This is a genomic window from Clostridium carboxidivorans P7, from assembly GCF_001038625.1.
GTDB lineage: Bacteria > Bacillota > Clostridia > Clostridiales > Clostridiaceae > Clostridium_AM > Clostridium_AM carboxidivorans.
Window position 1 is genome coordinate 3,022,144 of sequence record NZ_CP011803.1, and the last position, 14,928, is coordinate 3,037,071.

Annotated in this window: 11 protein-coding genes and 2 riboswitches; of the genes, 3 read left to right on the forward strand and 8 right to left on the reverse strand. The window is 33.0% G+C overall.

The features are described from left to right. Positions 1-2: 2 nt before the first annotated feature. The 3 genes from Ccar_RS13240 to Ccar_RS26370 form a co-directional block, all read right to left on the reverse strand. The gene (locus tag Ccar_RS13240) at positions 3-632 is read right to left on the reverse strand and encodes a class I SAM-dependent methyltransferase (protein ID WP_007061009.1); all 630 of its coding nucleotides are present in this window, start codon (positions 630-632) and stop codon (positions 3-5) included. 422 nt (positions 633-1,054) lie between these two features. Further along, positions 1,055-1,516: a YbaK/EbsC family protein gene (locus Ccar_RS13245; RefSeq protein WP_007061008.1), complete on the reverse strand. Its 462-nt coding sequence runs from the start codon at positions 1,514-1,516 to the stop codon at positions 1,055-1,057. Between the two features lie 59 nt (positions 1,517-1,575). After that, positions 1,576-1,734: a YezD family protein gene (locus tag Ccar_RS26370; RefSeq protein ID WP_007064942.1), complete on the reverse strand. Its 159-nt coding sequence runs from the start codon at positions 1,732-1,734 to the stop codon at positions 1,576-1,578. A gap of 88 nt (positions 1,735-1,822) precedes the next feature. Then, positions 1,823-1,928, reverse strand: a riboswitch (SAM riboswitch). A gap of 313 nt (positions 1,929-2,241) precedes the next feature. Next, positions 2,242-2,349, forward strand: a riboswitch (SAM riboswitch). Between the two features lie 108 nt (positions 2,350-2,457). On the opposite strand from Ccar_RS26370, the gene Ccar_RS13250 reads away from it, so the two are divergent. Continuing rightward, positions 2,458-3,741: a homocysteine synthase gene (locus Ccar_RS13250; RefSeq protein WP_007061006.1), complete on the forward strand. Its 1,284-nt coding sequence runs from the start codon at positions 2,458-2,460 to the stop codon at positions 3,739-3,741. 319 nt (positions 3,742-4,060) lie between these two features. Here the strand turns inward: Ccar_RS13250 and arcC are convergent, their stop codons facing one another. The 5 genes from arcC to ygeW are packed head-to-tail and all read right to left on the reverse strand — an operon-like array spanning position 4,061 to position 11,884. Beyond that, on the reverse strand, positions 4,061-5,020 hold the full coding sequence (gene arcC, locus Ccar_RS13255; protein WP_007064941.1) for a carbamate kinase: 960 nt from the start codon (positions 5,018-5,020) through the stop codon (positions 4,061-4,063). Between the two features lie 18 nt (positions 5,021-5,038). After that, positions 5,039-6,259 (reverse strand): YgeY family selenium metabolism-linked hydrolase, encoded by a 1,221-nt coding sequence (locus Ccar_RS13260; protein ID WP_007061003.1) that lies wholly within the window; start codon positions 6,257-6,259, stop codon positions 5,039-5,041. A 26-nt stretch (positions 6,260-6,285) separates the two neighbouring features. Next, complete coding sequence (gene ssnA, locus Ccar_RS13265) at positions 6,286-7,614, reverse strand: putative aminohydrolase SsnA (RefSeq protein ID WP_007061002.1); 1,329 nt, start codon at positions 7,612-7,614, stop codon at positions 6,286-6,288. A 31-nt stretch (positions 7,615-7,645) separates the two neighbouring features. After that, entirely contained in the window at positions 7,646-10,663 is a 3,018-nt protein-coding gene (gene ygfK / locus Ccar_RS13270) for a putative selenate reductase subunit YgfK (RefSeq protein WP_007061001.1), read from the reverse strand. Between the two features lie 24 nt (positions 10,664-10,687). Further along, entirely contained in the window at positions 10,688-11,884 is a 1,197-nt protein-coding gene (gene ygeW, locus Ccar_RS13275) for a knotted carbamoyltransferase YgeW (RefSeq protein WP_007061000.1), read from the reverse strand. 329 nt (positions 11,885-12,213) lie between these two features. Here ygeW and Ccar_RS13280 point away from each other — a divergent pair, with 329 nt between their 5' ends. After that, positions 12,214-13,563: a nucleobase:cation symporter-2 family protein gene (locus Ccar_RS13280; protein ID WP_007060999.1), complete on the forward strand. Its 1,350-nt coding sequence runs from the start codon at positions 12,214-12,216 to the stop codon at positions 13,561-13,563. Between the two features lie 141 nt (positions 13,564-13,704). Next, complete coding sequence (gene dpaL, locus Ccar_RS13285) at positions 13,705-14,883, forward strand: diaminopropionate ammonia-lyase (RefSeq protein ID WP_007064940.1); 1,179 nt, start codon at positions 13,705-13,707, stop codon at positions 14,881-14,883. Positions 14,884-14,928 lie beyond the last annotated feature (45 nt).

Sequence of the window (14,928 nt, forward strand, 5' to 3'; positions counted from 1 at the left end):
TTTTATTCCTCCTTAATTCCTTTTGCTACAAATATTCCTGTTTCTGTATATTCTCCTTTACTTGAATAGCCTTTACATTTAAGTTCTGTACTGTTTACTTGAACTTGACTAAAGCCAGCTTCCTTAAGCCAGCTCTTTATTTGTTCATGTGAAAAACCAAGCCACTCATCATGCATTTCTGTTCTAGCCCACTCTCCATTGTGCTCCTCTACATCTGTTATAACTACTGCTCCATCCTTTTTAAGCACCCTAAACATTTCTTCTATTGCTTTTTTTGCATCAAATATATGATGTAAAGCCATATTTATAAAAACTCTATCTATTGATTTATCAAACAAAGGCAAGTTCTCCATAGAACCACTAATAGGATATATATCTTTTAAGCCTTTTTTTGAAGCTGTACTATGCAATTCTTTAAGCATATTTTTAGAGTTATCTATTGAAAAAACAATTTTAGCTTTCTCCAGTAATGCTAATGATATAAAACCTGTGCCACACCCTAAATCTGCACATATTTTATCTTTTATATCAAATTGAGAAAGTGCTGTGTATTTTAGCTTTTCTTCAAAATACTCCTCTCTTATCACATTCCATTGATTTGCTATTGAATTAAAATACTCTACAGAATTCATGACAATCCTCCTAATTTTAATAATTTAATATATTTTTGGACACAAAAAACTCCCGCCTCAATACAGAGGCAGAAGTTAACTTCCACGGTTCCACTCTGTTTATTATGCATCAAAAATAGAATACATAACAACTCATAAATATTGGTACAATAATACCTCAACGCTTTAATGGGCGTACCCACTGAAGTCTACTAAATTTCGATTCAGGGCTCCGAGATGCATTTCAGTTAACTTTCACTCAAAATCTCTTACACCCAATGGAGATTTCTCTCTGTCAGCTTCCATTTACTTACTTCTTCTCATCTTTACTTTTCCTACTATTCCTATATGTTTTTCTCATTGATATTATTATATATACTATTTATTAGTATGTCAATAGGAAAAGTAATATTTATCACTTTCCCTTGCTAAAGTCCTGTATACTATTCTTGACAGACATCAACCCATTCAGCATTAGTAAACTCTTGAATGTTTTCCGGTGATATCTTAAGCGCAGTTGTTCTTGAACCTGCTGCTGGATAAACAAAATCGAAATCTTTTATAGATACATCTATGTATATATCTAAAGGATTTTTCAAGCCAAATGGACACACCCCTCCAACTGGATGTCCTGTTATTTCTTCTACTTCATTTAAACCAAGCATTTTAGCTTTTGTTTTAAAATAAGTTCTAAATTTTTTATTGTCTATTCTGGCATCACCACGAGTTACAACTAATATATCCTTTTCTTTTAATTTAAATGCTAGTGTTTTAGCAATAAACTTAGCTTCAACACCTATAACCTGAGCAGCAAGATCTACTGTAGCTCCACTATCCTCCAATTCAAATACTGGATCTTCTTGATTCCTCTCTTTAAAAAAATTTCTCACACTTTCTACACTCATTCTTGTATCCTCCTCTTTATATTTTAAAAGTTAAAAATAAAATTTGTTCAATTCCTAATCTACACTAGTCTCACCTTTTCATTTTTTTCTATTTGTACCACTACCCCATCCTGAATAACTAAAATTACAGAACCATATTTAACAGTTTTCAACATTTCTAAAAGTTTATTTAAATTTTCTTCTGAAATAACAGCTTTACCTCTACTATTATTTGTCATATTACCCCCTCCACTTTAATCTCAATACTTGGAAATAAAAAACCTCTTCTACAAAAGAAGAGGTTTTAATGCATTATAAATACTACTCTTCTTATCTCTCAAAAATAATTTTGTTGGATTTGGCACAGTATTCTAAAAAAGAATCCGCTGCCGAGGCTTCAAAGGGCCAATCCCTCCACCTCTCTTGATAAGAATATATCATATTAAGTTTTCAAATTTTTCTTAGATATTTCATACTATTCGTATATGTTATATACAATTATATTAGTCATATTTTACTATGTCAATATTTAATTTATAAATTTTTTAATATGAGATTGGGATCCATATCTAACCTATTCTATTAAATTTGTGGTTTATCTAGTCAATCAATAGAAATCAATATAATTTATTTTAAATTAACTATTGACAAGCAAATTTAAAGACTGTATACTTTGTAACAACGAAAGCAAACAATGCTAATTACTTATAAATTTGAGAATTATTGTTTAAAATAAAATACGGAACTTCTTATCCAGAGTGGCGGAGGGACTGGCCCTGTGAAGCCCGACAACCAGCATTTTTCATTTGAATGTATGGTGTTAATTCCAGCAGGTAAAACCTGAAAGATGAGAAGCATGAAGAAAAATCTTCTTGTAACTTATCTTACGAGAAGATTTTTTATTTTGCCAGGTTATGGAAGTTTCGTTTTTAAATATATTTAATATTTAGGAGGAACAAAAAATGAGTGAAGAAAGAAAATTATCCTTTGAAACATTACAAGTACATGCAGGTCAGGAGCCAGATCCAACAACAGGATCAAGAGCTGTACCAATTTATCAAACAAGTTCTTATGTATTTAAAAATGCAGACCATGCTGCAAATCTATTTCAATTAAAAGAACCTGGAAATGTATATTCAAGAATTATGAATCCTACAACAGATGTATTTGAAAAGAGAGTTGCTGAACTAGAAGGTGGAGTTGCTGGTCTTGCAACAGCTTCAGGATTAGCAGCAATTTTATACTCAATACTTAATGTTGCAAGTGCTGGTGATGAAGTAGTTGCTGCAAGCACATTATATGGTGGAACTTATGAATTATTTGGAGTAACTTTAAAGAAACTTGGAATAAAAGTTGTATTTGTAAATCCAGATGATCCTGAAAACTTCAGAAAAGCAATTACAGATAAAACCAAAGCAGTTTACGCTGAAACTATAGGAAATCCAAGAATAAATGTTCTTGATATAGAAGCTGTTGCAAATATTGCCCACGAAAATAAAATACCATTGATCATAGACAATACTTTTGGTACTCCATATCTTGTGAGACCAATAGAATATGGTGCAGATGTAGTAGTTCATTCTGCAACTAAATTTATAGGTGGACATGGAACTACAATTGGTGGAATTATAGTTGATGGAGGAAACTTTGATTGGAAAGCAAGTGGAAAGTTCCCTGACTTTACAACACCTGATAAAAGCTATAATGGATTAGTATATGCTGATCTAGGTGCTCCTGCATTTGCTTTAAAGGCTAGAGTACAACTTTTAAGAAATACTGGTGCAACTTTAAGTCCTCAAAGTGCATTTTATTTTCTTCAAGGATTAGAATCTCTCTCACTTAGAGTTGAAAGACACGTATCTAATACAAGAAAAATTGTTGAATTTCTAAGCAAACATCCGAAAGTTGCATGGATTAACTATCCTGAACTAGAAGGAAGTCCATATAAAGATTTAGCTAAAAAATACTTACCAAAAGGAGCATGCTCAATATTTACATTTGGAATAAAAGGAGGACTTGAAGCAGGTAAGAAATTTATAAATAGCGTAAAATTATTCTCATTGCTTGCAAATGTAGCAGATGCAAAATCACTTGTAATTCATCCTTCAAGTACAACTCATGCTGAACTTACAGAAGAAGAACAAAAAGCTGCTGGAGTTACACCTGATCTTATAAGACTTTCAATTGGAGTTGAAGGTGTAGATGATCTTATATATGATTTAAATCAAGCTCTTGAACAAGCTTAAATAAGAACTAATATACATCTCCTTTGCAGTTTTTCTGAGGTGATGTATTTTTTTAGAAGGAAAAGATATAGAACTGGAAGTATGAATGAAACCATAAATAAAGATACATAATCTATACTATAATATTGTTATATTTATAGACAACTTTTTCATATACAAAAGCTCCCTCTAAACCTAAGAATTACTTTATATAAAAGCTATTGCTAAAAAGCAATAGCTTTAGTTCACCACGTCTTGATATATAAATACTTTCCAATGGGCTTATCTTCAATAATCTTTCCATTGTATATGACCTTATTTTCTCTAAAAAAGGCATGCATCACTCTTCCCTTTTGTTTAAAGTAATAACTGTCCCTGTTTTACCTTCTAAGGCATCTTCACCTTTATAAAGTGATGTAATTATGGATTTGTGGGAAGGGTTTGCCTTTGCAAACATAAGTGCTGCTCTCACCTTTGGAAGCATTGATCCTGGAGCAAAGTGACCTTCTTCAATATACTTTTCTGCCTCTGCCACTGTAATATGGTCAAGATCTATTTGATTGGCTTTTTTAAAGTTAAGTGATACTTTTTCAACTTCTGTTAATATCATGAAAATATCTGCATTAACATCTTCCGCAAGTCTTTCAGCTGCAAGATCTTTATCTATAACTGCTGCAACACCTTCTAATGATCCATCTTCTTTTTCAACAACAGGAATACTGCCACCTCCAGCTGCTACGCAAATAGTAGAATCCCACAGCACTTTAATTGCTGGGAGTTCAACTATTTTCTTTGGAGAAGGTGATGCTACTACTCTCCTCCATCCCCTTCCAGAATCCTCTTGCATTACATAACCTTTTTCTTTTTTTATCTTTTCCGCCTCTTCTTCACTATAAAAAGTGCCTATGGGTTTAGTTGGATTTTTAAATGCAAGGTCATTTTTATCAACTACTGCCTGGGTTATAAGAGTTACTACAGGCACTTTCTTTTTTCTCTTATCCAGTGCCTTTCTCAGTGACTGCTGAATATGATATCCTATATATCCCTGACTCATAGCACTGCATACATCAAGAGGCATAACTGGTGTAACACTATTAGCAGCCTCAGACGCAAGTAAAATTCTTCCCACTTGGGGACCATTTCCATGAACTATTAAAAGCTCATACCCCTTACAGCTTATATCTGCAATATATTCACAAGTTTTTTTTATCACTTTCAATTGTGCCTCAGCTGTAGCTGGAGTATTAGGTTCTTGGAGTGCATTTCCACCTAACGCTATAACCAGTTTACAAAATCCCATTGTGATTCCTCCGTATAATTACTTATTTACATAATCTGTTACATAGGATAATGAAATAAGTGCATACATTGCTGCACATTTGACTAATTCATTTTTCCAGGTCTTTTCATTAGGAGCATGAGCTTGGTCTTCGTGGCCTGGTCCAAAGCCTATACATGGTATTTTATATCTTCCCATAATGGAAACTGCATTTGTAGAAAATGTCCATTTATCTACCTTTGGTTCACTCTTAAATAAATCTTTATAACAGCTTATAACATTTTGGCACACTTTATGATCTTCAGGCAGTACCCAGGTTGGGAAGAAACATTCTGTAGGATATTTTAATCCTGTATAGGAAGGTCTTTCATAAGTGTACATTTCAACCTCAGCTCCTGCAGCTTTAACTGATGGTAAATTTTTAATTTGCTCAATTGCATATTCCCAGCTTTCACCATCAGTAAGCCTTCTGTCAATGGAAATACTGCACCCATCTGCTACAGCACATCTTGAAGGTGATGAGAAAAAGATTTCAGATACAGTTAATGTACCTTTTCCTAAAAACTTATCATCAATCAATCTTTCATTTAATTCCTTTAACTCATTTAATATAGGTGCCATTTTAAAAATTGCATTATCTCCTCTTTCTGGTGCAGATCCATGGCAGCTAACACCGTGAGTTGTAACTTTTATTTCCATCCTTCCTCTATGTCCTCTATATATATTCAATGAAGTTGGTTCTGTGATAACTACAAATTCTGGTCTTACCTTATCTTCATTGATTATATACTGCCAGCAAAGTCCATCACAATCTTCTTCTTGAATAGTACCTGTTACTACTAATGTATAATCTCCTTCAAGACCAAGATCTTTAATTATCTTACCTGCATAGACCATAGAAGCCATTCCACCTTCCTGATCTGATACACCTCTTCCTAAAATCACTTGATCATCCTCACAGCCTTCATAAGGATCATATTTCCACAGATTCCTATCCCCTATACCTACTGTGTCTATATGAGCATCCATAGCAATAAGGTGTTTTCCATGTCCTATATATCCAAGTACATTACCCATTGGATCTATTTCTACCTTATCAAAGCCTACTTTTTCCATTTCCTCTTTTATTCTCAATATAACTTTTTTCTCGCCACAGCTTTCACTTGGAATTGCAGCCATATCCCTTAAAAACTTGGATATTTCAGGTTTATATTTTTCTGCCAGCTCCAATATTTTTTGTTTATTTAAATCTAATGTCATTTAAAATCCCCCCATTTTAACTATATTTAAAAACGCTTCCACAGGCCTTGTGCCAGTTCCCTGCTTCTTGCCATAATTCTCTCTTCATCAATGCCTACAAGTTTCCTGTCTTCCATAATAACTCTACCATTTATAATGGTTGTATCTACACAACGTCCATTAATACCAAATAATAAATGCGAATTAATATTGCTTTCGTTTATTGGTGTAGGTGAATCGTAGTCTACAATAATTATATCTGCCAGTGCTCCTTCTTTTAAAATTCCAATTTTTCCGTCAATAAATCTTTCAACAATGTTTCTATTATTATAGAAAAACATTTGTGGAATTTCAGTCCAAGCTACTGTAGAATCTTCAAAAGCATGTTTGTGAATAATATTTCCTACTTTGTAAGATTCCATCATATCTGCAGTATAACCATCTGTACCAAGCCCCAATAAAATTCCTTTCTTGTACATTTTCAGTACAGGAGATACACCTACAGCATTGCCCATATTTGATTCAGGATTGTGAACCACTATTGTATTTTTCTCTTTAATCAGATCCATTTCCTCATCTGAAACATGAATACAGTGAACTAAAATTGTCTTATCTGAAAGTGCTCCTGCATCATACCATCTCTGTACAATACCTTTGCCATACTTTTCTTTAGTAATCTGCAAATCCTGTATACCTTCCCCTGTATGAACGTGAAAACCCGTATTTAAATTTTCAATAGCATCCATGCATTTTTCCAAGGTTTTATCTGAAATTGTCATAGAAGCATGAAGTCCAAACATACCTTTAATCATGTCGTCTTTTTTTTCATTACAATACTTAATAAACTCTACATTTTCAGCAATACCTTCATCAGCAATTTTTTCTCCATCCCTATCTGAAGTTTCATAACATAAACTACTGCGGATACCTATCTTTTCTGCAGCCTCAGCTATTTTAAATAAACTTCCTTTAACTGAATAAGCACTTGCATGATGATCAAAAGCAGTTGTAACACCGTTTTTAACTTGGTCAATCATTGGTACAATAGCACTATAATATATGTCTTCTGGAGTTAATACCTTGTCGAGTCTCCACCATAGTCCTGTAAGTATATCCATAAGGTTTTTTGCTGGAGGACTGTCATTTGCCATTCCTCTGGCAAAAGTGCTGTAATAATGCATATGAGTATTGATAAATCCTGGCATAATAAGCTTATTCTTTGCATCAATAAATCTTGCATCTTTATATTTTTTCTTTAATGCTTCAGTTGAACCAATTTCAATAATTTTATTTTCTCTTACAGCAATACATCCATCATCAATAATGGGTCTAGCATCATCTCTAGTAATAAGCTTGCCATTTCCTATTAATAACATATATTTCCCCCCATTTGTTTTAAATGTTAAATTACAGCATGTAACTATATTTATCTATACAACTCTTAATTATATATTCCATCTCTTTTGAGATAACATCTTTTTCACCAATAGTGTACATAATAACTTTGTCATCTTCTCTTCTAACTTTACAAATACCTTTTTTGATATCAATAATATAAAAGCCCTTGTTTTCACTATTTTCAAAGTCATTTTCATTCCAGAAAACTGTCACCTTATCTTTATATGGATTCCCTTTATATGGACAGAAAATCCCACAATTACCACATTCGTTGCACATACCATCTAAATGTATAACCTGATGAGAAGAAGCAAAGCCTCCTTCTACATTAATAACTACATTGGCTCTATTAGGACAAACATCAACACACAATTCACAAATGTTACTGCAAGAGAGGCATCTTTCAGGTTCTTCTTCACAATTTTGTGAATCTCTTAATACACCCTTCCTACTATATATTTCTTTTTCATCTATAGGGATAACTTTTTTCTCAAAATCATTATTCAATCTTTCTTTTGACAATATATCTTTTGCAACTGCCTTTCCATCTGCTATTGCCTTTACAATTGTAGCTGGTCCTTTTTTTGCATCTCCTGGAATATATACATTGGAAATATTGCTTTCGCAAGCTATATTTAATTTAGGGAAACCCTTAGAATCTAATTCTATTCCATTTCCTCTCAATAAATCACTATTTACTTTTTCCCCTACAGCAGCAATAACAGTATCCACATCTAAAATAACCTCTTTACCGCTTGGAACAGGACTTCTCCTGCCTGAAGCATCTCTTTCTCCTAAAGTCATCTCCTGACAAATCAATTTATTGTCCTTAATAGCCATTGGAGCAAGAAGTTCTTTTAAGACAACACCGTCAGTAACAGCTAAATCCAATTCTTCAGAATCTGCAGGCATGTATTCTCTAGTTCTTCTATATATAATAGAAACATTTTCCACTCCAGCTATCCTCTTAGCTGCTCTTGCTGCATCCATTGCTACATTTCCACCACCAATAACGCAAACCTGCTTTCCCAAATTGATGTTTTCTTTTTCTGATTTATATCTTTCAAGAAATTCAATAGCATTTACAGCTTTTTCGCTGCCTTCTTTTAAAGATAATCTTCCCGGTTTCCAAGCACCTATTGCAAGGATAATATAATCATATTTTTCTTTTAATTCATCTATATTAAAGTTTTCATTAATGCCAAATTTAAATTTTACTCCCTGCTTTTTTATAAGTTCAAAATCCTGATCAATCATTTCATATGGAATTCTAAAATCAGGAATTGCATATCTTACTACACCATAAGGTTTTTCTTTTTTGTCCATTACAGTTACATCCATACCATTTCTCCTCAAAAAGAGAGCTGTAGAAAGTCCTGCCGGACCTGCACCTATAACTACTACCTTTTTGCTGCTTTTTATATCTGCTAGTTTGATATTTTCAATGTATTTCTTCTCAGCATTTAAAACAACAACTTTCTTCATATCCCTAATTGATATGGATGAATCATAATCTAATCTGGTACATTTAAACTGACAGTTGTGATTACAAATAGTTGCTGTAATTGCTGGTGAAGCATTGTCTTTAGCAATTATAGAAAAAGCTTCATCATATTTCTTTTTTCCAGCCAAAGCTATATATTCAGGAATTTGTTGATTTATAGGACACCCTATGCTGCAAGGTGCTGCTGCACAATCATAAATAGGAAGCTCCATAGAAAGCTTTCTACTCTCCACAGTTCTTGAATTTTTAAGATAATGTTTGTCATTTAAAGCTTCCAATAATAATTTTGATAACATATCTGTATCAATTTCTGAGAAGGCACCCTTAAGCTTTTTCTCTACCTTTTCAGCCATTTGAGCTATCCTCTCATATCCACCTGGCTTTAAAATAGTAGTTGCAAATGTCACTGGTTGAATTCCTACAGCTAAAATTTTATCAACATTAAAAAAGTCTGCACCACCTGAATAAGATATCTGCAAATCGCCTTCAAATTCTTTGGCTAATTTACTTGCTAATGATATTGTAAGTGGAAAAAGAGAACGTCCTGACATATACATTTCCTCTCCAGGTAATTCATTGTTTTGAATTTTAACTGGCAAGGTATTTGTAAGTTTAACTCCTATTTCCAAATTCATTTTCCTTGCTGCATCTTTCAAACGCTGCAGCATTGACACTGCATCCCCATACTGCAAATCATTTTTAAAATGTTCTCCATTTAAGGCTATATAATCATATTCCATTGTATTAAGTGTATTTCTAACAAACTGTTCTCCTAAAAGAGTTGGATTCATCTTTATAAAAGTGTTTAATTTCTTTTCTCTGAGCAAATAATTAGATATCTTTTCTATTTCTTCTGGAGGGCATCCGTGTAATGTAGATACTGTAATAGATGAACAAATAACTGGAGAGATTTTTTCTAAATCTTTTTCATTGAAATTATCAAATAAATTCATATTAGAAGTAATTACTTTTTTACATTCATTCCATACTCTTGTGTTTGAGGCATTCCTCATTCCTTCAATATAGTTATCTATTTTAGGTGATTTAATTCCATTTAAATCATAGCCTACACTCATGTTAAACATAAAATCTCTTTCATTGCTTAAATTAAGTTCTCTCATTAAAATATGAAGCAAAAACCAAGCTTTTATATATTCATCAAAAGCATCAGATACTTTTAATTCTGTAGACCATTCCACATTATAGCCTTCATCCTGTGCATAGATGCAAGGTTTAGCTACTGGTAAGTCCTCGCCATCAATAACTTGCACTGTTTTCAATTCAATAAATCGACTTCCAGTTAAGTAAGCAGAAACAATGTTCTGAGTTAATTGAGTATTTGGTCCAGCAGCAGGTCCAAGGGGTGAAGCTAGCTTTTCACCAAATACCTCAATTGATTTCCCACTTTCATTTTTATAAAATTTACTTTTATGAATTCCAAAAATAGATTCCTTTTCTTTTAATTCTCTTGTAATCCAAATAAGCATTTTTTCAAAAGAAATAGGCCGCATCCTATCACTCATTTATATTCCCCCTTGTAATATATTTTACTTTGCTAAAAACCTTGGTGGCTTTGCTTCAATAATTTCTGCAAATGTTTTTACAGGATCTTTTACCTTGCTTAAGAAAATCATTGAAGCAATGATATATGGTTTATATCCTGCCTGTTTATAAAGTTCTTCACGATATCTATCAAATACAGAAGCAGCTACTTCCCCCTGTTTACAACTTACTCCCGTAATATCTGCAGGTAAACAATGCATATATAATGCTTTAGAATCCTTAGTAAGCTTCATCATTTCTTCTGTACACTCCCAATCTTTATAATTGGCATTTTGATTTAAAAGTTCCTTTTCAAGTACTTTTATTTCATCAAATTTACCTTCTCCATACAATTTAGTACGTTTTTCCATAGCAGCAAATGGAGCCCAGCTCTTTGGATACACTATATCTGCATTTTCAAAAGCTTCTTTCATAGAGTTAGTTTTAGTAAATTTGCCTCCACTCTTCTCAGCATTATTTCTTGCAACCTCTTCTACTTCTGGCAGTATGTCATATCCATCAGGATGTGCAAGTACAACTTCCATACCCATTCTCGTCATCAAACCAATGATTCCTTGAGGTACAGATAATGGTTTACCATAAGATGGAGAGTAAGCCCATGTCATAGCCATTTTTTTGCCTTTAAGTTTTTCTGCTCCACCAAAGTAATGAATTAATTGGAGTAAATCCGCCATACATTGAGTTGGATGGTCTATATCACACTGAAGATTTACAAGAGTAGGACGCTGTCCAAGAATTCCTGCTTTATATCCTTCTTGAACTGATTCAGAAACTTTATGCATATACTTGTTTCCTCTTCCTATAAACATATCATCTCTAATTCCTATAACATCTGCCATAAAGGAAATCATATTTGCTGTTTCACGAACAGTTTCGCCATGGGCAATCTGAGATTTTCCTTCATCAAGGTCCTGAACTTTAAGTCCAAGCAAATTGCATGCACTTGCAAAACTGAATCTTGTTCTTGTGGAATTATCGCGAAACAATGAAATTGCTAGTCCACTATCGAATATACGTGGTGATATATTATTTTCTCTCATTTCACGTAAAATATCAGCTACTGTAAAAACTGCTTTAAGCTCCTCATCTGTTTTTTCCCAAGTTAAAAAGAAATCATTATTATACATATTTTTATAGTCTAGTTTTTTTAAATTTTGGATAAGTTCTTTTAGCTTTTCCATAAGATATGCCTCCTAATTGTAATGATTCAATAAAATGTTTTAATGCAAACATATTTTGTCTTAGATATGGTGTAATTTAAAAATCGGATTAACTAGTTAGTATAATTTGATTTTATAATAACAGGATATTTTTGTCAATATTAAATTAATTTTACTTTAATTGAAAATAATTCATAAGAAATTTCAAAATTTACAACACCATTGGATTTTTATTTAATTGTAATATTGATAAAGTATTATTAATATTATTAGAATAAAATATACTAACTAGTAAATCCAACCTTAAATTGCATTACTTTGATATAAGCTTATTTATAGGAGGTTTTACAATGTCGGAACAATCTGTAAACAAGGTAAATGAAATGCTTCCTCTTCCAAAGCTTTTTACTTTAGGACTTCAACATGTACTTGCAATGTATGCAGGTGCTGTAGCTGTTCCTATACTCATCGCCTCTTCCGTAGGTTTGACACCTAGGCAGCTGGAACTTTTGGTAGCTGCAGATTTGTTTACTTGTGGTATAGCAACTTTAATTCAGGCAATTGGTATAGGGCCTTATGTTGGTATTAAATTACCTGCAATTTTAGGATGTACTTTTGCTGCTGTTGGCCCTATCATTATTATTGGTAAAAGTTATGGAATGGCAACAGCCTATGGTGCCATAATAGTAGCAGCACTTATCGTAGTATTAATTGCACCAATATACGGAAAAGTGTTGAAGTTTTTTCCAACGGTAGTAACAGGTACTGTAGTAACAATAATAGGTCTCTCTCTAATTAATGTTGGTATTAGTAGTCTAGGTGGTGGTTCAGGAGCTAAAGATTTTGGAAGTATCTCTAACCTTTCACTTGGCACCTTCGTAATGATAGTTGTCATATTATCAAATAAATTCTTTAAAGGATTTTTTCAAGCAATCTCTGTTTTAAATGGAATTATTTTAGGCACAATAGTTGCTGCATTCATGGGAAAAGTAGATTTTTCAGTAGTTGTAAATGCAAAATGGGTAAGTTTTGTTAGTCCATTAAGTTTTGGTATACCCAAATTCAATGTTGCCTCTATAGTTATGATGACTTTTGTCATGCTTACAGTAATGATTGAATCCACAGGAACATATCTTGGCATAGGTAGAATTTGCGAAAAAAAGATTACAGAAAATGATATTGTACGGGGTCTTAGGGCTGAAGGAATTGCAACAATTTTAGGTGGTATATTCAATTCCTTTCCTTATACAACTTTTAATCAAAATTTAGGACTTTTAGCTCTAAGTAAAGTAAAAAGCCGTTTTGTTGTAATTGTTTCTGGAATCATCCTCATATGCCTTGGATTAATTCCTAAATTTGCAGCCTTAGCTACCATCATTCCTCAGCCAGTTATAGGTGGAGCTACAACTATAATGTTTGCAATGGTAGCTGTAGCCGGCATACAAATGCTTTCAAGTGTAGACTTTGATAAAAATTCAAATATGCTAGTAGTTGCCTGTTCCATTGGCGTAGGTCTTGGAGTTACTGTTGTCCCTGGTATACTTGATCATACTCCTCAATTTTTTAAATCAATCTTCAGCAGTGGTATAGTTTCTGCTTCTGTAGTTGCAATAATCCTCAATGCATTTTTAAATCATGGTGAAAAAAATGTCACTAATATTGAACTCTCTTCTGAAAATCACCCTGAAAAACATGAATAAAAATTATCAAGAACTTTTTACCATTGATAACCATTTATGTTAATATATTGACATAAAAATGATTCAGAATTATAATGAAAGTGGATTAACTGGTTAGTAATATTTATTAAAAATTTATATTTTTTTGGGGGTGGCTTGTCGTTGAAATGGATTGTTAATGGTAAAAAAAATCTTAAAGAGCATGAACCTTTATTAAATAAAAGTGACTTACACGAAGTTAAAAGCTTCCATGAAAGCTTTGAGCAATATAAACAAACTCCTCTCGTCAAGTTGGATGAATTAGCAAATTTCTTAGGACTATCTAATATCTTTGTAAAAGATGAATCTCTTCGCTTTGGATTAAATGCATTTAAAGTATTAGGTGCTTCCTATGCTATTGGTAAACACCTATCACAAAAATTAGGTAAGGATATATCTGAGCTTCCATTTTCAGCATTAAAATCTGAAAAAGTAAAAAGTGAATTAGGGAATCTTATTTTTGCTACAACTACAGATGGTAATCATGGAAGAGGAGTTGCCTGGATGGCAAAGCAACTTGGATATAAATGTATTGTATATATGCCTAAGGGAAGCACACAAAATAGAGTAAATAATATAGCTGAATTTGATGCAGATGTCAGCGTAACTGATTGGAATTATGACGATACAGTACGCTTTACAGCTGAACAAGCTTCTAAGAATGGATGGGAAGTTATTCAGGATACAGCTTGGGAAGGATATACTGAAGTTCCTACATGGATAATGAAAGGATATTCTACTTTAGCTCAAGAAGCTATTGAACAATTACATGGAACTATTCCAACTCATGTATTTTTACAAGCAGGTGTAGGAGCCTTTGCTTCTGTTATAGCAAGTATATTTGTTTCCACCTTTGAAAAAAATCCGCCAAAGATAGTTATCGTAGAACCTGAAAAGGCTGATTGTTTTTATAGATCCTGTAAAGCAGGTAAAATTGAAGCTGTCACCGGAGAAATGAATACCATAATGGCTGGCCTTGCCTGTGGTGAGCCTAACCCTGTTGGCTGGGATATTTTGAAATGCTGTACAGATGTATTCGTATCAGCCCCTGATTGGGTAACAGCAAGAGGAATGCGCGTTTTGGGAAATCCTCTTAAAGGTGACAACAAAATAATATCCGGTGAATCAGGAGCCGTAACAACAGGACTCTTATCCATTTTGTCCGAAACCAAATATAAAGACTTGCGTGAAACATTAAAACTTGATAAAAACTCCAAAGTTTTACTCATTAGCACAGAAGGAGATACTGATCCACAAATATATAGGAACATAGTTTGGAATGGTGACTATCAAAGTCTCTAGTTAAGAATTGATAACTCAAATCTTGTAATATAAGCATAATGCGAA